Origin of the sequence: Pseudomonas sp. FSL R10-1339, assembly GCF_009600545.1 — a bacterium.
Lineage (GTDB): Bacteria > Pseudomonadota > Gammaproteobacteria > Pseudomonadales > Pseudomonadaceae > Aquipseudomonas > Aquipseudomonas bubulae.
The window spans coordinates 1-21,032 of sequence record NZ_WIVQ01000013.1 but is presented as its reverse complement, the minus strand read 5'-3'; the positions used below and the strand labels follow the sequence as shown (position 1 = coordinate 21,032).

The following is a 21,032-nucleotide window of genomic DNA, read 5'->3' as shown; positions in this document are numbered from 1 at the left end:
CGCGACCATCAGAACTGGAAGTACAGAAAGGGCACCGCTTCACGGCTCGCTATCAAGGCGAACGACAGCAGAAAACCCGCGACTGGCCACAGCGCCGCCATCGGCGCAAACCAGAATTGCGCACCAAAACGCTCTTCATACCGGCGCTTGAACAACGGCGCGATGATGCACGCCACCCCCAGCAATGCCGCCAGGCCGTGAGCCGAGCGCAGGGTCACGGCCAGCGCGTCGCCCAGGGCAAACTCGTGCAAACCCAACTGACCGGCGTACATATTCAGGGCCGAAGCAAAATCCTGAGCGCGGAACAAGGTCCAGGCCATAAACACAAACAGCAGCGTCAATGTATGTGACAACCATGACGGAATGCGCGGCAGGCTGGAACGCGACCACAACCGGTCCACACACAGCGCAATACCGTGGGCCGCGCCCCATAGCAGGTAGTTCCAGCTGTCACCGCCATGCCACAGCCCCGCAATGGCCATGGTCAGGAACAGGTTGCGATAGGTTTTCCAGGCACCGTTGCGGTTGCCGCCCAGGGCGATATAAAGATAGTCCCGCAGCCAGCTGGACAACGACATGTGCCAGCGCCGCCAGAAGTCCTGAATGCTGCTGGCCAGATACGGCTGGTAGAAGTTTTCCGGGAAATGAAAACCCAGCATCAGGCCCAGGCCAATGGCCATGGCGCTATAGCCTGCAAAGTCGAAAAACAGTTGCAGCGAGTAGGCCAGGCAGCCGATCCAGGCGTCGACAAAAGAAGGGTTGTCGAGGTGAAACGCAACATCCACCAGCGGCGACAGGGTGTCGGCAACCAGCACTTTCATGCACATGCCGATCATGAAACGGCGCGCACCCAGGGAGAAATTCTGCCAGTCGAAATAACGTTGGGTAAGTTCGCGACGCACCCAGTCATAACGAATGATCGGCCCCGCAATCGAGTGGCCGAACATCGAGATATAGGTGGCGTAATTGATAAAGCTGCGCTCCACCGGCACGGTGTGGCGATGTACATCCACCAGATAGGAAATCGCCTGCAGCACGATAAACGACAGCCCGGCGGGCAGCGCCACCCGCTGCCATTCCAGCGGCATCGCCCCCGGATACGTGATCCAGTCAATCCAGGTCGCGGCCAGGATATTGGCGTACTTGTACCAGCACAGCACCGCCGTGTTGAACACGATCAGCGCGATCAACAGCCGCACCCTGCCCCGGGAGTCCTCTCGGCTGCGATCGATGAGCAACCCGCCAAGCCATGCCACGACCGTCAATGCCACATGCAACGCGAGGAACATCGGGTTCAACCAGCCATAAAACAGCCAGCTGCCGATCAACAGAATCACGTTGCGCCACTGCGGCTTGCCCAGGGCGTAGACCAGCATAAAGGCCGGTAAAAACAGCGTCAGGAACTCGAGTGAGGCGAAGACCATGGTGGCAGCAGAATCCGATCAGTGGGACAGCGTGTCCGTGGTACTCAACAAACGCGGCCCGCTGGCAGATGGCAGCAGCAGCACGCTGTAGCGTTCGCCAGCCTTGAGTGCGCCCAGGTCCAACGGCGCACCGGTGTTGGCGTTGGCACATACCAGTTGCACTGACAGGTTTACCGGGTTGATTGAACGTCGCTGCAGACTGGCGAACGGTACCGCCTTGAACAGATCGCCCGTGCGCCCGGCAGGACGCAGACTGGCATCGCTGCAGGACTTGTCGACATTGACAAACGCCAGCGAAGCCTTGAGGCCGTTGAAGTCATCCGGTGTATCGCGCACGGCGACTTGTTCGATCCCGTCGCCTTGCGGCACCACCACAATGGTCGCGAACTCACCGGGCTCGACCTTGAGGTCCAGGGCCAACTGGTGCGCACCACTGGCCAGCGAGCCCCTGACGGCCTTGCCCGAATCCACCGGGAACAACAATGAAGCAGGCGCTGCCGTTTCAAGGCGCAACGGTGGTTGCCCGGGCTGGCCCATTACGTCCAGAGGGGCAGCGGTGGCGTTGACGAAGCGGATAAAGGCAGCGTCCTGATCGGGGCCAGTGGGGTACAGCGCAACGTCGGCAGCCAGCGCATGCGCGCTGCAAAACAACACTGCCGCGCTCAATACAGCTCGGATCACTTGTTTGCACCCTTGGCACTGACCGCTTCAGGGGGCAGCTTGCCCAATGCATCACCGATGGCGTTGGCCCAGGATTTGTAACCCGCTACAGTAAAATGCTGGCCGTCAGTGGTCACCCACTGCCCCGGCTTGGAAAACTCCAGCGAATCGATGTAAGTACAAGGTGCAACATTGGTCGCCAGGAACGCAGATATCAGCTTGGTGCGGGCATCGTTCTTCTTGTACATGCCACCTTCCTTGCCCCACGCCGGGCCTACCCAGGCGCACTTGGCGCCATTGGCGGTAATTTCCTTGGCCAGGGCAGACACGTTTTGCCACGCCCACGCCTTGGGAAACACCGGCTTGTCGTAAGAGGCCATAGTGTCTGCAATCACCAGCACCACCAGATCCGGTTTATCCGCTGCAAGCAACTCCTTGATCGGCGTAGTGGTCGCGTCACGCCCCCTGATCACAATTTTACCGTTACCCTTTTCTTCGGCTCCACAATCGACTTTTTTGGTAATCAACCAATCGCCGGCACCGGCACCGCACGCGCCAATCGAGTGCACATTTGCGCCCTGCTGGGTCAGGTTGGCGTGCAGCGGCTCCATCAAACAGTTAGGCAGGCTCATGTGGCTTTCCCCTAGAACAAGAAGGGTCATACCGGCAAGAACGGAAGAAGGCATTTAAAGTCTCCAGGACATCAATTGGAATAAGGCGAACTGTATGGGCTGACCGGCAGCTCCATAGGGCCATTCATATTTTCAAACATATAGCGCAGGTACATCGCCCCGGTGATTTGCTGGTAGTCCTGAGCATTATCCAGACCCAAATTGGCCCCCAGGAAAACGCTCGACCCGAACTTGTACTCACCGGCAGCGGCCAGGCTGTAACCGACGCCAGTCTTGCTCTCGCCGGAGTAGCGCTGGTCGTTGGTGGCCTGCATGTCCTTGTCACCGGGGAAGTAGTCGGCACCGGCCTGATGGGTGTACTGAACGCCCACCGAGCCCTTGACCTGGTAGCTGAAGCGATCGGTGCGCTGCGACCAGGCCACCGGCACGCCCAGGGCAAAGTAGCTTTGCGGGCTGAAGTAGCCGCCGTGGCCATAAGTAAAGAAGTTCTGGTTGTTCTCAAAACTCATGCCGGTAGCGCTCAGACCCAGGGTCAGCTTGCTGTCCTCGGTGTTTTGCAAATACCAATACACTCCACCGCCCAGTTCGGCACGGCTGTTGGATTCGACGTTATGACCCAGCAGCTTGTGCCAGGCGCCGTAGCCATAGGCGCCGACAGCCTGATTGTCATAGCTCAGTTGACCACGGCCGCCGTTAGCCGTTACGCCACCCCACGTCTGCCCGGTGCGCTCATCAGTGGTACCGGCGAATGACGTTACGCTGTCGATCACCGGGCGGCGTGAAACATTGACGCCATAACGCACATTGGAATTGCTGGCGAGCGGGCGATCGACACTCACGCCACCGGCCACGGTGCTGTATTGAAAGCCGATCGGCGTGGTACCGAGGTCGGCCTTGATGCCTTCATCCGGGCGAGCGTAGCCAACGCTCACACCCACACCACTCTCACGCTGGGCGCCAATCCCCTCGGTTGACTCTTTGCCACTACCAAAGCGTTCGGCGGCATAAACACCCACCCTACCCGCATTCAGGGACACCGGTGTCACACGTACGGCGATACGGTTGTCACCCGCCGGAAAGTTAATTTCCAGCGGTGTTTCGATATCGGTCATTTTGCCAAGGCCAGGCTCACTGTCGTTGTTGCGAATAGTGACGCCCTGGGTCACGTAGGCACTGCGCTCCTGGAGGATACTGTCCAGCGCACGCTGGGCCGAACTGGCTTGGTCCACCGCCACATTGACCGTGCCTTGGGGTAAAAATGGATTAGCCCCGGCACCAGCATTACGTCCCACCGGCAAGGTGCCATTGCCTGTCCTGGAAGGCAGGGGTTGCCCCGGATAGACATCGCTGGCCAACAGCGCATTGTCGTCTGCCATATAAGCGCTCGAATCGAGCGTGGTTTGGGCGGGCGCGGGAATCGCATCGATGGCCCCACGCCCCATCTGATTGGCTGGGCCCGACAAGCCGGCGAACGGGTTCGGCGCAACGCCAGATACGCCGGCCTGAGCCGTAAGGTTGCGTTTTTTCTCGGTTTGCTCGATGTCCACGGCCTTGCGCAACAGGTGCGCAGCCTGAGCGCTCTTGCCCATGCTGCGGTAGATTCGTGCCGCTTCGGTCAAAGACTGCGGGTCGTAGTTTTGCAGTTTCACAAACTGCTCCAGCGCACGCTCGGCGTAGCCGTTATCTCGGGCCAGAACCGCAGCGTCCGCGGCATTGAGGAGGATTTGCGGATCGTTGGGCTGACGTTGCAGCAAAGGCTTGTACAGCTCAAACGCCTTGGCGTTATTGCCGCTGCTGACGTACATCCGCGCCAGCGCCGAAGTCGCACCGGCGTCCCCAGGCCGCGATGCCAGCGCCGGTGCCAGAGTGTCATAAGCGCCCGCCAGGTCACCGCCTTCACGCAGCAGATCGGCCTGACGAATGCGGTACTGATACAGCAGGTCGTCGAAACGTTTGCGTGTGGCAACGCTCATTCGCTGGTTTTGCAGGCCGCGCAGGATCGAGTTGACCTGGGCATCATTACCCGTCTTGAGCAGCAGATTGGCGTACTGCAACATCAAGTCGGCGGAAGGTGTAGGTGTCTGGTTGATCACATCGCGCATCATGGTCAACGCTCGCGTGGAATCTCCTGTGTCCACATAAGCCGAGGCCAGCGTTGCCATACGATCCGGACTGCGGCTCGCCATCGGTTGCAACCGGTCGAGCAGTGCCAGGGCTTCCTGACGCTGGCCACGCTTGGCCATGGTGGCAGCGAGCTTGACCTGCACCGTCAGCGTGATCTGATCCGCCAAATCGTTCATATCTGCGGTGCGACGACCCACTGGAATCCGGCTTATGGCAGCCTGAGCAGCGTCCCACTGCTCCATTTCCACTGAGAGCAGAGCACTGGTATAGAGGGCGTCAACATCTGTCGGATGGGCTTTGAGGTAGCTGTCGATCAGAACGCGGGCTTTTTGCGGCTCACCGGTTTTTAGGTAAAGGCGGGCGAGATCAAAACGGGTCCAGACGTTGTCCGGGTCATCTTTGACCGCTTGCACCAAAGCTTGTTGTGCGCCCCGGGTATCGCCACGCTGCTCGGCCAATGCCGCAGCCTGCGTGGAGCGCAGCGCACGCAGTCGACCGCCACCGCCCATTTCGGCCTGCTGGGCCGGGGTCAGGGTATCTAGCAGGCGCAAGGCCTCATCGGCCTGCCCCGCTTGCGACAGAACATTGACCAGCCCTTGTACGGCCTGAGCATTGTCCTTCTGCACACTCAGCACCTGACGGTAACTGGCTTGAGCCTCATCGAGCTGACCGTTCTGAGCCTGAATATCCGCGAGGGCCAAACGTGCCTCGATGCCCCTGGGGTTCACTCGCATTGCCTGGGCAATGCTTTCCCGGGCCTTGGCGGGCTGGCTCTTGGCCTGGTTGCGCGCCTGTTGCAGCAAAGCCCAGTAGCGCACGTTATCCAGCGCCGGCTTCCAGCGCGAGCCGCCGTTGCCGATAGCGCGGTTCAAAAGTTGCTCAGCTTCGCTCAGACGGTCCTGTTGCTGACGCACCACACCGAGCCCACCCAAAGCATCAGGATCATTCGGCTTGTTTTTCAAGCGTGCGGCAAAGGCTTGCTCGGCACCCGCCTGATCACCTTTATCCAACGCCTTGAGCCCACGCTCGACCAGCGGATCAGGTTGCCAGGCCGGTACACGGTCTGCAGTGCTGGCTTTCAATTTACCTTTGTTCAGCAGGTCACGAATTTCCTGATCATCTGGATGAGCCTTTAAAAAGGCTTCGAACAACGGCACCTGGGCAGCACTCGGCGGACCGGACCAGACCAGCGCCAGACGCCAGCTTTCATCAGCGTCACCGCCGATGTCGGGCCGGGTCGATAGCTTGGCCAGATTACGGATACCTTCAGGGCGACTGTCTTCGTAACGAATCAGTTGCTTGGCCAGAAACAGCGCCAGAGTCGAGTCGTTGGGCGTCTCGCGCAGCAAGCGCTCCATGCCTTTTCGCGCTTCTGGCCAACCTGCAGGATTGAACGCCAGGTTGTTGTAATACTCACGTCCCACCGTACCTGACGGTGTGCGACCGGCAAACAGTTTGGCAAACACCTGAGTCGCCTCATCTCGCTGATCGCTATCGACCAGACGTCGGGCCTCATCCAGCAGTGCTTTGTTCTGCGTCTCAGTCAGGGCAATATCCTGTTCCAGCTGCGCCGCCAGCCACGGTCGGGGCGACAGGGCCTGCAAACGCGCCAGGTATTGCCTTGCTTGCTCGGGCTTGTTCTGTTTGAGGCTGGCAAAGCCCATACCATAAAGGGCATCCACTTGATTGGGGTCCAGACGCAAGACTTTTTCCCAGGCCTCGGCCGCCCGTTGTGCATTGGCGCGGCCTTGCCAGTACTGACCCTGTGCGACCAGCCGCGCTTGCACGTCGCTGGTATCGGCGTGGACGGCTGTGCCGATGACTGCGGTTAGAATCCCGATAGCTAGTGCGTGGCGGTGCGGACGCATGACGTCTCCCAAGACAGTTTGAGTGTTCCGTCATCACGAAACTGAAAGCGGTTTTCTGCCCAGCCGAGTGCGAACAGGCTAAGCATGACGTTGTAATACAAAGGCTCGGTACGTTCGCCATCGGCCTGCCCCAGCGCCTTCGTGAGGGCTAGCTCGGTTCGACGCTGCTGAGCTTGGGCAAGCCAGGGCTGGCCTTTGGCCTGGAAGTAAGGAATCAGCGCGGCGGAGAAGCCGAACGGCCCCTGCCCCTCTAGCGTACCGCTCCTGACCTGGACCTTTTCCGGTGGAATGCCGGTGGAAGCCGTGCTGTTCGCCATACCCTCCAGTCGCGCCAGCAACGGTGCTGCCAACACATCGGATTTGGGCGTCATGCCTGCCCACAGGTAAACGCGAATCGCGTCGTAACTGCCCAGTTCGCCATTAACCGGATCGACCACGAACAGACCGCTGTTCGGCCCGGTGGCACGATAGCCGATCCAGTCGGCAACATAGCCCTTGGGGCTGGAAGCCTTGACCATTTTCACGGTGTTTTCGGCAATTTCTTTCCACGGCCCGGCCGGTGCCTGCATGGCCAGCCGCCGCAGCAACGGCAGCGGCAGATAGCTGGGATTCAAGCGCCACAGATGATCTGGCTGCACAAAGCCTTGAGGCCCGGGCAACACCATTTTGCCCAGACCGGGCAAGCTCACGACCAGTTGGCTCTGGATGTTTTCAAGCAGATGCAAGGCTGCCTCGCGGTAGTCCGGGCGCTGCCACAGACGTGCCGCTTCGAGCAACGAATAGGCAATCCACAAGTCCGAGTCGGACGCTGAATTGGCGTCCTGCAATTGCCACGTCCCGTCCTTGCCCTGCCCCCACAACCAGCCTGGCAAACGCGTGCTCACGTCGGCGCCAGCCATATTGGCCAAGGTCCATTGCCATAACCTGTCAAAGCGCGCCTGATCATTGCCGATCAATGCAAATAACATCCCGTAGGACTGACCTTCGGAAGAGCTTTGGTTGAGCTGTGGGCTGGACTCCAGCATACGGCCGTCAGCCTGTACAAAGCGCGAAGCGTAGGCTTGCCACAGCGGCCAGTCGGCTTTTTGGCACCTGGTGTCCTTGGCCATCGCGGGGGTCAGGGCGATACCTGCCAGAGCGCCTGCCAACCACAGCAGCGCACGATGCAGGCGCCGCGGTGAGGAATTAAAACGTTTGATCGCGAAGAACCCCATGAGCCGTCAGTTACCTAGTCGTTTGTTGGCGCGTGCGCGCAGTGCCAGATAAGCCAGACCACTGAGCAAAATCACCCCCAGACCGGTCAGCAGCAGGGACAAGACCACATGGCGCGACATCAACCATTGCAGGTACTTGATAGGCCCCAGGCTGCCAACGTAGTACTGCTCGTCCGCCACCAGAGGCTCGATGTTTTTACCGCGTACCACCACCAGACTGCCCTGGATCGAATGGGTGTAATCCTCACCTCCGATCAGTGCATTTGTGGCATCGGCCAGACCTTGCGGTTGACCACTGGCAATAACCACAACACTGCGCCCTTTTTTAAGCGGCGATTCGAAACCGGTCAGGTAAGTGCTACGCGCGCCACCGGAAAACGCCATCGCCAACCGCGTCTTGCGAATATTGGCTTCAGGATCGGGGCTAAACCAGTCACGTAGCCGCATCGGCAAGTCAGATAAATGGAAGCTCTGCTGGCCTTCGCCATCGTTAGCGGGCAGGCGATCGGCCCAATGTGCCAGCAAGGGCTGATTGGCACCGGACGCCAGCACCAGCAAGTCCTTGTCCGCAGCGCCCGCCACCTGATCCGCCTGAATCACCTGTACGCCAGTAGCCGGGTAGCCGGTGGACTGGCCAAATCGGCCGAGCAGTGTGAGGTAGGCATTCAAATCAGCAACCCCGGCATCATCCGGCAACACCACGGCGGTTTGCGACAGGTCAGCCAGACGGGTAAACGGAAAGCCGGAATCCTTGAACACGCCCAGGTTGGGCATGGCGATAAAGTGGTCGTAGCCGCTCAAATCAAGGGTCGACTCGGGATCAATCGCACCGCGCATATTGTCAATGATGATGTCGTTACATTGGCCCTGCTTGATGTAATCGAACATATAGCGCAACTGCAGGCGGGACTGCAGGGCCACCGAGTTCAGGGGCAGCAACACATTGGTTTCGCGGTCAAGGCTGTCGTCTGACTTCAGTGTTCTGAGCACACTGCTGTCGAGCCTGTCCCGGGACAGCAGGTTCTGCGACTGAATCAGCGCGTCATTAAAACTGATAATGAACGACGAATTGTAGGACTTCTCTTGCGGCGTATAGCGGTATTTAAGATTCAGCGGCGCGCCTTCGTTACGCCAGGTAAACAAATCCGGCGGAAAATTCAACGGCACGGTGATGTCACCCGGGTTGTAGCCGGACACCGCCAGTTGCTTGGCCTGCATCAACTCACCAATCTTTACCGGGCGATCACTGGGCAACCAGTTCGGCGCGTCATAGGGCTTGCGGGGCTGCACCACCTGCAATCGATCGATCACCACGCTGCTGCCCGACAAGGCCTGGCTGCCCAGTACCAAAGCAGTTGCGGCACTCTTGAGTTCGGCACCGTCGCGACCGCTGACCACCAGCAGCTTGGCATTGACGTCATTCGGATTGGTCATCAAGGTCAGGGTCGGGCCCTTCGCTGGCGGTAGACTAATACTGCCAATCTGCAGCGCATCCGGACCACTGATCAAAACCACCGCACTGCCGCTGGCGGGAATCTGGTTGTAACTCGAGGAAAACCGTGCACCCCGAAAACTGGCTTGGGCGCCAAACCACGACGACAGTGCACCGGCTGCTTCGAGCGTGGCGTTGTCAGGCGCAGAGACGAACACAAACGGCAAATCCAGGGCCCGGGTATCGCGACGATCGAAAAATGGCAACGGCAAGATGGACAGATCATTGGGTAAACCCAAGGGCGATACATCAATGCTCAAGCTGGTGGCGTTGCTGATCTTGGCCCACAGGCTGGTGTGCTGCGGATCTTCGCAACTCATGGTGTAGTGCCCGATAAACTGCAAACTCAGACGGTTGAACTCGGTAATCAGGTGCGCCGGTATGTCGACGACATGCTGTTGCAGTTGCCCGGCTTTGTCCTTGGGCAACGGCAGGCTTGCCGCCACTTCATCGTTGATGATGACGTTGATTTGCGACAGCTCTTCCAGCAATGCCGGCGAGTAGGTGTACTGCAAGTTCAACTTGGCACCCGTCACAATCGAGTCGGCCCGCACATCGAAACTGACACTGTCGCTCGATTCCACACCACGCAGGTTCATCGGATAATTGCGGCCCAACTGTTTGAGGGTCACGGTGTAATTATTGCTACCGGTTGCAGCAACGGCTGGAGCGCTCTCGGCGCAGGCAGCGCCGCTGTTCAAAGCCAGCAAGGCACACGCAATGCGTGCCAGGGCACGACGCGGATCGCGCAAATTGGCGAAGACTGAAGACGTTGAATTCATCACTTATCCTGGATGTTTTCTAGCTTTGATGGGGCGACGCGGCGACGGCGCAGCAAGCTGCGCACTTCCATGAGCGAGGCTTTGAAGAGTTCTTGGATACCGCGAAAACCAATTCGGCTGACTCCGCGCAGGGCCACCAGCGGGGTATCAACCTGCCCGCTACCCCAGGTCGATGCCCAGGTGTCGGCACGGGAAAAGGTGAGACGTACCAGATCACTTTGCTGGCGCAGGGTCAGGGCATCAAATTGAACGCCGAGCAATTCACCGCGACTGAATACAACCACAGCCGGGAACAGACTCAGGTGCTGGCTGCGCAATAGCGAAATCTGCACCTGCTCGCCTTGAGGTACGCTGACGCCCTGGGGCAGGCGCAAGCCCATGCCTTTTTGCGAAAAATCCTGGGTGACGCCGTCTATCACACTGCCATCGGCACGGGTCAGGCGTACCGGCAATGTGGCCGCAACCCGCGGTTCGGCACGAACCTGCCGGGTTTCACTGGCCACCGCTACGGCGGCACTGGTGATGATCACGTTGTAGAGCGTCCACAACAGGTTGATCAACAGCGTGGTCGTGGCGCCCTCCTCACCCATTGCCAGCCGCGCGATCCCGTACGCCATCCCTGCCATGTTAAGGGTCAGCAGCACGATATATGGACGGGCGAGCTTCCAGTCGAAGTACTTCTCGTCAATGATCCCGCCCTTGTCGGTCACGTTGAAACCACCGAACTTGGGGTTGACCAGCGCCACCAGCACCGGGGCCATGATGTACCAGGCCAGTACTGTCTCGTAGACCTCGTTCCAGAACGAATGCCGGTATTGCCCCTGAATGCTGGAGTTGGTGAGGCTGGCATGAAAAATATGCGGCAATGCATAGGCGGCAATCATCAAGCCCGAGGCATGAAAGATTTGCGCATCAAAAAACAGAAAAGCCAGCGGCGCCGTCAAAAACACCAAGCGCGGCAAACCATAGAAGAAATGCAGCATTGCGTTGAGGTAGCACAGGCGCTGGCCCAGGTTCAGGCCCTTGCCGAACAGCGGATTGTCGGTGCGGAAAATCTGCGCCATACCCCGCGCCCAGCGAATACGCTGGCTAATGTGGCGTGAAAGGCTTTCCGTGGCCAGACCCGCTGCCTGCGGTATCGCCAGATAAGCAGTGTTGTAGCCGGCGCGGTTGAGCTTGAGCGCGGTATGGGCATCTTCGGTCACAGTTTCGACCGCCACCCCGCCGACTTCCATCAGCGGCTTGCGACGGATCACTGCGCAAGAGCCACAGAAAAACGTGGCGTTCCACAGGTCGTTGCCGTCCTGCACCAGACCATAAAACAACTCGCCTTCGTTGGGCACCGAACGGAAGGTGTCGAGATTTTTTTCGAACGGGTCGGGCGAAAAGAAAAAGTGCGGCGTTTGCAACATCGCCAGCTTGGGGTCTTTGAGGAACCAGCCAATGCTCACTTGCAAGAAAGAGCGGGTCGGCACGTGGTCGGCATCGAAAAATGCTACGAACTCGCCACTGGTGACCTGCAATGCTTCGTTGAGGTTACCGGCCTTGGCATGACGATTGTTGTCACGGGTGATGTAGTTGACGTTGATCTGCTCGCAGAACTCGCGAAAGTCTTCGCGGCGACCGTCATCGAGCACATGCACGCGCAGCTTGTCCTGTGGCCAGTCAATTGCCTGAGCGGCAAAGATGGTCAGCTTCACGATATCGAGCGTCTCGTTGTATGACGGGATAAACACGTCAACCACTGGCCATTCGCTCGGCGGGCCCTTGAGCAATACCGGCTGGCGCCGCAGCGGCCAGGCCGTTTGCAGGTAGCCAAACACCAGCACCACCAGGGCATAGATTTCGGCCAGCACCAGGCCATAACCGAACGCCATGTCGACCCAGTCGTCGAACCCCAGGGTTTCGGTCAAGCGCCAGTATATATAGCGCAACGAGGCCGTGAGTGACAGGCCGATCATGATCAGGATGGTCAGGCGCCCGGGTATCCTGCGCAGCACCAATGCTGCAACAAAGCAGCCGATGGCAAAGATGCACTGCGCATAGAATTCGAACGGTACGGTAATAATCAGCAGGCCCAAAAGCCCGCAAAACACTGCGGTACCGGCAAGCAGCGCACGGCGTGCCGCAGCCGGCCACTGATCAAGATGATCTGACAGCGACTGGGCCCAACGCTGAAACCGGCTTTGCGCAACCTGGGGGGGGCTGTTTGACTGACTCATGAAGCTGAGTTCTCGGTTACACGGACGTTCTGCAAAGCAGCCTTAAGGTGTTCGCCAAGCAGTAAAACCCCTTCACCACCTACAGACCGGACGGGCACCGTCAACGGGTTGCGGCCGTAAGCCAAGGCCTCGCCAAAACCGTGATCCTGCTCTACTACCCCCGTCAACTGCGCACCCAGACGGCGCTTGAGCACTTCGAGCATGTCGCGGGAAAACTCGCGCCCGGGCTCAAATTGATTGACCACATAGCTGCGCGCAACGTTGGCTCCCAGCAGACGGTCCATATGCTCCAGGGCAATAAAGCTGGCCGCGTCGGCAGCAGTGACCACCAGCACCTGATCGGCCACATCCAGCGCCTGCTGGAGGTACGCCGAGCGGCCGGTGGGCGTATCGACAATCACCAGGTCATGTGTGCCCAGGTCCATGCGTTCCAGTTGCCGTGCCAGCCAGTGGCGGTCCTGGCTTACTTCGCGCTCCAGGGCACAGCGCTGGTCATCGCTCAACACGCCGTAGGGCAGCACTTGTACATCGTTGAATCCCTGCTGCAGATTGCTGCTCCAGCAGGCGCTGCCGATGCCGGTCACGCCGGATTCAACGCCGAGGTGATGGTGCAGGGCATTTTGCGGATCAAGGTCGATGGCCAGGGTCTTGCCACCCTCCAGACGCAGGCTGCTTGCCAGGCTGGCGGCCAGCGTGGTCTTGCCAACGCCGCCCTTGGCCGAGACCAGCACCACGACACGAGCCTTGCACTGCGGCGTGCGCAATTGTGCCTGCAGGGCCTCGGTTTCGGCCTGACGAGCAAGCGCTACTTCAGCGAGCAAATTACGCAGCGGGATGGCGACGTCGGCAGTGCTCATCAGCGGTGCCGGATCTTCGGCTTTCGCCAATGCCACGCAGACTGGCGCAACCGGTGGCAGAGCAGCAAGTACCGGGGCCGTGACTTCTTCAGGCTCAGAGGCTTTAACTTGAGCTGGCGGCGTATTGGGGTATTCGAACTGACTGTCGAACTCGTGATAACTGTCCGAAGTGGCGCCGAACCTGCTGAACAAGTTCGATATGTCGTCTGTACGACTCATAAGTAGGTTCCTTCCGGACTGAGTATTCACGACGCATGGCCAGCAACAGGGCGTCAAAATAAGCCATCACAATGATATCGTCAATAAATTGAACAAATTTGGATTAATATCGTAATTGCAAGCACAAATAATCAGGCTATTCGCCATTTTATTGACGAGTACGGCTATTTTTATTTGGCGCTGCTCGCGTCGCTCTCAACCAATCAACCCAATCCTTTGTAATGACGAGGCTTATACGCGAAGGCCGGAAAGACCGGAAAATGCGCAGGAAATGCACATCAATTAGACGAGTGATCCATTGGCGGACCGACAGACAGCAATTACCGCGCCATTATGAACAAAGTTGAACGTTACGCAGCGACTAACGGTGCACCGCTGGTCACCCTGATGGTTCCTCAGATTCATGCCGGTACTTTCGGGCACAACCATGTCTACCGGGCTGTTTTCAGGCCCTTTTCGATGCGCGCCATCAATCCTACCCTAAACTTTAGTTATTACCGGTTACCGGTAGTAACAGGTTTCAAACCCGCAACGATAAGGAGAGCATCATGTCTGAGCACTTCAAAAACCTCCGGGGCGATACCCCCTTTGGTGCTGCCAGCCCGGAAGGCAAACGTGAACTGGCCGTCGCGGCTGCTTTGACCTTGATCCAGTCCAAGGTGCTGAACTCAGCCAGCTCCGGTCAGTTACAGACAGAGATGAATAACCTGAGCAAGTACGCCGATCAGATTCAGGCGGCACTTGAAGTCGTGTGAAGGAGCCAGACAAATCGCAGACAAAAAAAAGCCCGCCTTTCGGCGAGCCCCGGACCAACCCTTGACCGGCTCTCAATGGCGGCTGGACAAGTATTCGCGGCGCATATCAAGCGCCCAGCCATCGAGCACCAGCTTGAAATCATCCAGCGTCATGACCTGAGAATCATTTTCCAGCGCCAGCCCTGTCCCCTTGCGCACCACTTGCGCGACCACCTGCTGGTCAGCAGCATCGATCACGGCGATCTCGGTGCTGATTTCACTGTCCTGATCACGCATCCCGACCGTCGTGCTGACCCCAGCGGCGAGCAGGGTCACGGGCAAATACTCATAAAACCGCAGGCCCTGGGTACTAGCCGAGAGCGAGACTATGGCCGGCCTGACAATCAGCGTGCCAGGGCCCGGGGCCGCGACAACCGTCATGACCTTGCCCAGTTCGCGCTTGAGCGCAGCATCGTAATAACCGGTTACGGCCGACAGCGTGGACTGTGGCCCCCGCCCGGTCGGTAACACCCACGGGTAAAACTGGCTTGGCTCGATATAGATGCCGGTGTAATGGCTGATATCCAGATCAGGGCTTACCCAGGACAGTACGGCCTGCCCGGAAGGCAACTGCTTTTGCGCCAACTGGCTGTAATCGGACAGATAGCCCGAAAACTCTTCGGGCGGGATGGTCTTGCTGGCACAGGCCGCAAGCAAAATGGACAAGGCAGCCAGCAGCGGCAGCGAAAGACTGGTTCGCATGGAGCAGGAATTCCCGGGACGATGTTTTACAGGAGGGTTCTCATCAGCCCTAGGTGCCAGAACGAGCGCGGCGGGACTAATTGCGCACAGCTTGCCTGAACGCAATTGCTGGCAGATGTCCGGTTTGTTTCCGCGAAGCAGGGATATTGCAGAGGTGAAACAAATGGCGGGAATTGATTGAGCCAGCAGTTAATAACCTGAAGCGCAGCGTGGATGACACGCTGCGCAGTTAAAGCACCAGAGGATCAGTCGTCCCTGTCATCACGATCGCGATTGCGGTCATAACGGCAATCATTGTCGCGACGATCGTAGCCGCGGTCATAACCCCGATCATCATGCCCGCGATCGTATCCACGGCCCGAGTCGTAACCTCGATCGTGACCATGCCGCCCCCCGTCGTACCAGACAGGCGCGCAGCCGCCCAGCAGAAAAGCGCTAGAGACGGCCAGGATCAATAGGGTTGTGCGCTTCATTTGAGCGTCCTGAAAGAAAAGGTCATAAATATGACAATAAAAACGACCAATGATTCCTCGACACCCGCGGCTGCTCCCGCCCTCGCAAAGACTGCGTACTGGGGCACACGCCCTACCTGACCCACCCACTTACGCCTGCTTGGTGTTGGTTAATTGGGGAGCAGAATGACAACCGACGGTGAATAAATCTGCAAAAAGCAGTGCAAGTTGACCTGATCAAGCTTCAATTACAGGTATAGAACCGCACCGAACAACCAGCGCCAACGACAGCCTGTCGCTAACTGCCCGATCCCTCACGGGAGGTCGCATCGGAGTGTGATCCGGGGCTGCCGGCCAGCGCACAAGCGCAGCTGACAAGCATCAGGCAGATCGCACTCCGATGCGGACAGATAACCGGCTCCAGTAGAACCGGGGGCGCATTGAACGCCTTCAGAGCAGACGCGCCCTGGATAAAAGCGTTTCAGTGATCAGCGCCACAGCCTGCGCCTTAGAAGTCAAGGCCGTGTCGATGCTGAATGGAGCAGTGCCCCACGCCTCATATTCATGATCGAGAACAGACTGCCAGGTTGGGGGCGTCAGCCCGGGAATATCGACCTCCCTGGTTTCCACCCGACGCTGGTGCTCGCGCCTGTCAGAACATATCACCTGAATGTTGACCAAGGGCACATCAGCGCGCTGAGCAATATCACTCCATGCCTGTCGGCTTTCATCGACCGGGTTTACACAGTCGACTATAACCGTGTGGCCAAAACGAAGATTGCTCAGAGCAAGCTCATTGGCGACCATGTAACCGCTCTTGCCCACCTCTTTTGCAAGAACGCCGGCGTTTCGAATCGCCTGTTCGATGGTATCGACCCTTAGGTAGACGGCACCCGTTCTGCCGGCAAGCTCGCTTGCGATAGTCGTTTTTCCGGTGCCTGGAAGGCCGCTGAAGACGATAAGCATTTTATGTCCTTGAATGGGTCTGGTGACTGCCCGTTATACGCAGAAACCGGGCCACTTCAGTCATTACGCAGCAACCAATGGGTTCTTGCACAGAGCAGGCTCGCTCGGTGGCGGAGCGATAGAAGCAGGTAGCTAAAGAACATTGTTAAAAGCCGTACAGACTCGTATTTACTACCACTCAATCATGCAAGTTCTGGCCTCTGGTACACGTAGATAATTTGGGCCGACCTGTTTTCTTTATCAAGAGCGCGGGAGCTAGTTACCCCGACCGCCAGCAAACGACCAATCCTCACTGTCTGTGGTGGTAATTACCACCATGACATCTTCCTCGCTGAGCCCAGTAGTCTCGTTAAGTTTCTCGACCAGAGTGCGGTAGAAATGCTGTTTCGTTTCGACGCTTCGTGAACGGCCAGCGGTGATAGCAATCAACACAAAATCATGACTGCGCGGCCCGCCCAGGTACTCGGGATTGAAAATCAGCTCACCGACATCATGCTGATGGATGACCTGGAAGCGATCTGCGCCAGGCACCTCAAAACTCTCGACCAGAGCGTCATGCACCCCTTGGGATAGCGCCTGCAGATACGCAGCGGACTTTCCGCGATGCAGTGAAATACGTGCAAATGGCATAAATAGTTACCCTTGGCTGGGAGCACGACTGGCTTGCACATCGCTGAGCTGCTTCAGGCCAGAAGCAGCCGTCGGCCAGCCTGAATAGAACGCCAGATGGGTCATGACTTCCTCCAATTCATCATCACTCAAACCGTTGTCCAGCGCTCGACTCAAATGGAATGGCAGTTGCTCCAGCCGGTACAGCGCCACTAGGGCAGCCACCGTCACCAGGCTGCGCTCGCGAGGTGTCAATTGCGTTCGCTTCCACATATCACCAAACAGGGTTTGGTCAGTTAAATCGGCAAACTTTTGCGGGAATCTGCCCACGTGCTCTCGCCCGCTATCCTTTAATGTATTCACGACCTTAATCCCCGAATTACCTTGTCAATCGGACAAAACTATCAAGTCGCGGTAATTGCGAATATCAGATTTAATAGGATCAACTGTTCCAAATTTGTGGATTATCCGATGCGCCGTCCAACTTTCGATCTCGATGTATTGCGCACCTTCGTTACCGGCGTTGAGTTCAACAGCTTTGCCAAGGCTGCGGATTGCCTCGGTCGATCTACGTCCGCAGTGAGCGCTCAATTGAAGAAACTTGAAGAGCAGATGGGCACCCCGGTGTTGGCCAGATCAGGACGTGGCCTGGTCTTGACACCTGTGGGAGAAATCCTGCTCAGCCACGCCCGCCGGCTACTGGAGCTCAACGACGGGATCTTCTTGAGCCTGCATGAAAGCCAGACGACCGGAACCGTTCGCTTCGGAGTTCAAGAAGATTTTGGGGAGCATTTCCTCAGCGACATCCTGCGACGCTTCGTTCAAGCCTACCCAATGGTGAATCTTGAAGTCAGGATTGCGCGAAACGCTGAATTACTTTCAATGGTAGAAAGCACCGGCCTGGACTTGGCCCTAACATGGGACACGGAGCGCAATTCGCCGCTTGCGACGAGACTGGGTGAAACGCCGATGCACTGGATCGGGGCTCGTAACACACGACTGCCAACCATGATGGATGACTCACCGCTGCCATTGATCCTGTTTGATGCGCCGTGCGTGTTGCGCAGTGCCGCCACCCAGGCACTGGATGCCGCGAATATCCCCTGGCGAATCGCCCTGACCAGCCCCAGCGTTGCCGGTATATGGGCCGCCGTTGCTGCTGGGTTAGGCTTGACGCTAAGAACCCGCATCGGGCTACCGGGCCATCTCGACATCGTTTCAGGCTTGCCCCCTGTACCACACCTTGGTTACATGATTCATAGCTGTACTGAGGCTCCCACACCCGCCACGCGTGAACTCGCAGCATTGATCAAAGCGAGCCTACAAGAGCCGGCATTCAATTTTGCAGTTTCGAAATAAATTCTTAGCTTGAATCAAGCAGCCCAGACGTCGAACTAGCGGCTTATCGCGCAGCAAATGGAGTTGCCCCTATGAAAAAACACACCTTGTATGCGCTGTTGGTACTGCTCGCGGGATGCAGTACAGGGCCCTATCTGCATCCAGAATCAGCCGTGGGCCAAAACGCCCTCCTCGAGCGTACCTGCCCCGGGCCAAAGGCGGCGATGAGCTATACGCCTCTTTCTGAAGAACTCGACTGGGTTCATGTGCTGGTTTATGCAGCACCGCCGGGTACATCCAGCTGGCCAAGCAACAAGCGCTCAACTGACACGGAACTGCGCCTCTTCGGTCGCCTGTACAAACCGCCTTACCTGCTCAACCTGAACACCCCGGAACAACGCAGCGCGGCGCTCAAACAGACCCCGCCCGACCTTTGGGTGAGTGCCGCATCGCCCATGGTCACCGTGCAACTGGCTACAGGGCAGTCTTATCAGGTCAGCGTTGAACAGCTGGAAACCGGTTTTGATCCGAGGAAAATCTTCCACGCGGGCTTCAAGGGAACACCCTTGGGCAAAGGGGATATGGATGACTTCACCGTAACCTTTCCGGATATTTTCGTGAACGGTGAGAAAGTCCCGATGGCACCTGTCCACTTCAAGAAGCGCGAAGAACGCTACGCACCGGTATTCAACTGCTGAATAACAAATCAAGTAGCGACTCGCTCGCTTTGGGCAAGCAAAGGCCTATGACCACATTCCGGCGAATGAGCGGCCAACCTTTCATGAGATTCGAGCGTTGGGTGCCTGGCTATATGAGCAACAGGGATTTGCTCAGGATGACATTCAGGGCTTGATGGGGCATGCCGATGTGAAAATGACGGCGCATTATCATTCTGGGCATGGGCCGGAGGCAGTGATCTATCACAAGGTCAAAGCCGATCTGAAACTGCTGCCGTTGGTGGTTTGCCCAATGATTGGCCAAAGTTTTCCCAAACGAGAACAACAAAAAAGGGCCCACCTTTCGGTGAGCCCTTCTAGACCGCCCAGCAGAGCGGATTTTGTTTGGTAGGCGCGATTGGACTCGAACCAACGACCCCCACCATGTCAAGGTGACCAGATATAGGCACTAAGTGCATGATTTAAATAGGTTTTATTGGCTTAATCCATCGCCTGAAATCGTTGAATCAGCCTATATAAATCAATAACTTAGCGTTGTATTTTCATACAGTAGTTGCGTCTACTACCTAAGGGTGGCGCTCTACCTGTGCCACGACACCTCGCGTAGTCGACCTTAATTAGGTGAAAACTTGCCCCTGGTAACGATATTGTTCATAAATGAAGGTTTCGCGCATGCATCTAAATCAATAGATGCACCAGTGTTAACAAACATTTTTTCCTCCAAATGCGGACAATACAAAGCACATCAGTCTAGTCAATGATCCGATAACCATATACTATCACTACTTGCTTATAATCTCGACAATTAAATGGCCGATTTGAAGATGAAAAGTTACTTTAAACGCAAGGCGAGAGCATTTTCCGTATCTCCAAATGAAGAATTTCTCATGGCCCTGGGCAGATCTTACCTGTCCCCAAGCACTAATTTTGTGGGGGAACTAGGTGCGTCGCTAGAGCTTACGAAAATGCTCTGCCACGAAACTGACGACTTCTGGACGCTACCAAGGCTCGAATGGCGAGCGGGTGCCGTAATCTTGGGATATATCCAAGAAATCACCGTTGACATGCACCAAAAAACAGCAACAGTGGGACACTTCGCCGTCGCCTCAGATTACACAGGAATGGGCTTTTCCAAGCGCATGGCGCACGGCTTCGCCAAGTTGCTTAAAGAGAACTACGGCGTAACCGAGATAATCTTCGACGAGCGCTCGCGCAAAGCTGAGTACGAGGTATTTTTTGAGCATATACTTAGGGCAGTGCGTGTTGGTACAGCGCCAAAACACACGTGGCGCTGGGTGTGGATTGAGCGCTGATGACCAGTACTCAGTTTCATGCTTAGCAATTGGCAAACTCCTTTGCACTACTCCTAAGCTAAACGCATTTTCGAATCCTCATCTGTTCTCTGAACTGTAGATAATCAGAACTATGCAGCTCTTGCCTGTGAGTCAGCCACTCTGGACGGTTGCTTCTGTCGATTACTGCCTATAGTTAACGCCTGCCATGTGCCAATAGTAACTCATCGTAACTGGCTGCAATCGGCCAGTTATTACCTTCGGACGTCCAAGGTACAGATTGAACGTAAGAAAACTCGGGTATTCAAAGCGAATTCAATTTCGATACTGGCACTATTGAAAATGTACGAAACCCGAATGTTACCTAAGGAGCACTTAGCGCTTTTGAACTCTTCCGAAGAGCCATAAAATTCATATAAAGCAAAACCGCAGCGCAAAAAATATATTTTTCTTCCATTTGCAAATATCACCTATGGCATTGCCAAATATACTACAATAATATGAGATCGCTACGTTGGCATTTTGCGCGCCTTCCGAAAGACCTACCTGCTAGAAAACCTGAAAATTCCGAATGCTATCCAACGATATCTATAGAGAAAAAATCGTGCCGAGCATTCGACCTAAATTATTCGTAAGCGCTCCATGAAGCCCACATTCCAAGCCGAAACCTGATGTCCGATGCTGTGCTCCCGATTTCTTTCTGGAGCC

18 protein-coding genes are annotated in these 21,032 nt (G+C 56.9%); 5 read left to right on the top strand and 13 right to left on the bottom strand.

From position 1 onward, the window contains the following. Positions 1-8: 8 nt before the first annotated feature. Genes GHO03_RS06565 through bcsQ form a run of 8 tightly spaced genes read right to left on the bottom strand, consistent with a single transcriptional unit; the run spans position 9 to position 13,494 of the window. A complete protein-coding gene (locus tag GHO03_RS06565; RefSeq protein WP_133144370.1) occupies positions 9-1,424 on the bottom strand; it encodes an MBOAT family protein in 1,416 nt (471 codons plus the stop codon). Positions 1,425-1,442: 18 nt separating this feature from the next. Next, on the bottom strand, positions 1,443-2,105 hold the full coding sequence (locus tag GHO03_RS06560; RefSeq protein ID WP_133144369.1) for an alginate O-acetyltransferase AlgF: 663 nt from the start codon (positions 2,103-2,105) through the stop codon (positions 1,443-1,445). Then, positions 2,102-2,770 (bottom strand): SGNH/GDSL hydrolase family protein, encoded by a 669-nt coding sequence (locus tag GHO03_RS06555; RefSeq protein WP_095025060.1) that lies wholly within the window; start codon positions 2,768-2,770, stop codon positions 2,102-2,104. Before GHO03_RS06555 ends, GHO03_RS06560 begins: the two co-directional genes overlap by 4 nt. Positions 2,771-2,787: 17 nt before the next feature. Then, entirely contained in the window at positions 2,788-6,708 is a 3,921-nt protein-coding gene (locus GHO03_RS06550; RefSeq protein WP_153399401.1) for a cellulose biosynthesis protein BcsC, read from the bottom strand. Beyond that, complete coding sequence (gene bcsZ, locus GHO03_RS06545) at positions 6,684-7,922, bottom strand: cellulose synthase complex periplasmic endoglucanase BcsZ (protein WP_095018810.1); 1,239 nt, start codon at positions 7,920-7,922, stop codon at positions 6,684-6,686. Before bcsZ ends, GHO03_RS06550 begins: the two co-directional genes overlap by 25 nt. A gap of 6 nt (positions 7,923-7,928) precedes the next feature. Then, positions 7,929-10,196: a cellulose biosynthesis cyclic di-GMP-binding regulatory protein BcsB gene (gene bcsB / locus GHO03_RS06540; RefSeq protein ID WP_095031850.1), complete on the bottom strand. Its 2,268-nt coding sequence runs from the start codon at positions 10,194-10,196 to the stop codon at positions 7,929-7,931. Beyond that, positions 10,196-12,418: a UDP-forming cellulose synthase catalytic subunit gene (gene bcsA, locus GHO03_RS06535; protein WP_133144367.1), complete on the bottom strand. Its 2,223-nt coding sequence runs from the start codon at positions 12,416-12,418 to the stop codon at positions 10,196-10,198. The genes bcsB and bcsA overlap by 1 nt, the downstream gene beginning before the upstream one ends. Next, entirely contained in the window at positions 12,415-13,494 is a 1,080-nt protein-coding gene (gene bcsQ / locus GHO03_RS06530; RefSeq protein WP_095021181.1) for a cellulose biosynthesis protein BcsQ, read from the bottom strand. The genes bcsA and bcsQ overlap by 4 nt, the downstream gene beginning before the upstream one ends. Before the next feature lie 548 nt (positions 13,495-14,042). On the opposite strand from bcsQ, the gene GHO03_RS06525 reads away from it, so the two are divergent. Then, on the top strand, positions 14,043-14,249 hold the full coding sequence (locus GHO03_RS06525) for a hypothetical protein (protein WP_095002319.1): 207 nt from the start codon (positions 14,043-14,045) through the stop codon (positions 14,247-14,249). A gap of 72 nt (positions 14,250-14,321) precedes the next feature. Here the strand turns inward: GHO03_RS06525 and GHO03_RS06520 are convergent, their stop codons facing one another. The 5 genes from GHO03_RS06520 to GHO03_RS06500 form a co-directional block, all read right to left on the bottom strand. Further along, positions 14,322-14,990, bottom strand: a complete 669-nt coding sequence (locus tag GHO03_RS06520; RefSeq protein ID WP_153399399.1) for a DUF3313 domain-containing protein — start codon at positions 14,988-14,990, stop codon at positions 14,322-14,324. 229 nt (positions 14,991-15,219) lie between these two features. Next, positions 15,220-15,375, bottom strand: coding sequence for a hypothetical protein (locus tag GHO03_RS25730; protein ID WP_153379918.1), 156 nt, complete (start codon positions 15,373-15,375; stop codon positions 15,220-15,222). 517 nt (positions 15,376-15,892) lie between these two features. Beyond that, positions 15,893-16,408: an AAA family ATPase gene (locus GHO03_RS06510; RefSeq protein ID WP_133144365.1), complete on the bottom strand. Its 516-nt coding sequence runs from the start codon at positions 16,406-16,408 to the stop codon at positions 15,893-15,895. Positions 16,409-16,663: 255 nt separating this feature from the next. Continuing rightward, positions 16,664-17,038, bottom strand: a complete 375-nt coding sequence (locus tag GHO03_RS06505) for a tautomerase family protein (RefSeq protein ID WP_095024250.1) — start codon at positions 17,036-17,038, stop codon at positions 16,664-16,666. A gap of 6 nt (positions 17,039-17,044) precedes the next feature. Further along, positions 17,045-17,380, bottom strand: a complete 336-nt coding sequence (locus tag GHO03_RS06500; protein WP_095018802.1) for a carboxymuconolactone decarboxylase family protein — start codon at positions 17,378-17,380, stop codon at positions 17,045-17,047. 108 nt (positions 17,381-17,488) lie between these two features. On the opposite strand from GHO03_RS06500, the gene GHO03_RS06495 reads away from it, so the two are divergent. The 4 genes from GHO03_RS06495 to GHO03_RS06480 all read left to right on the top strand — a co-directional run bounded on the left by GHO03_RS06495 (position 17,489) and on the right by GHO03_RS06480 (position 20,345). Beyond that, positions 17,489-18,376 (top strand): LysR substrate-binding domain-containing protein, encoded by an 888-nt coding sequence (locus tag GHO03_RS06495; protein WP_153379916.1) that lies wholly within the window; start codon positions 17,489-17,491, stop codon positions 18,374-18,376. Between the two features lie 71 nt (positions 18,377-18,447). Then, the gene (locus GHO03_RS06490; RefSeq protein ID WP_095024247.1) at positions 18,448-19,053 is read left to right on the top strand and encodes a hypothetical protein; all 606 of its coding nucleotides are present in this window, start codon (positions 18,448-18,450) and stop codon (positions 19,051-19,053) included. Between the two features lie 55 nt (positions 19,054-19,108). Then, positions 19,109-19,423 (top strand): tyrosine-type recombinase/integrase, encoded by a 315-nt coding sequence (locus GHO03_RS06485; RefSeq protein ID WP_095024246.1) that lies wholly within the window; start codon positions 19,109-19,111, stop codon positions 19,421-19,423. Positions 19,424-19,841: 418 nt separating this feature from the next. After that, positions 19,842-20,345, top strand: a complete 504-nt coding sequence (locus tag GHO03_RS06480) for a hypothetical protein (RefSeq protein WP_133144362.1) — start codon at positions 19,842-19,844, stop codon at positions 20,343-20,345. Positions 20,346-21,032: the final 687 nt, after the last annotated feature.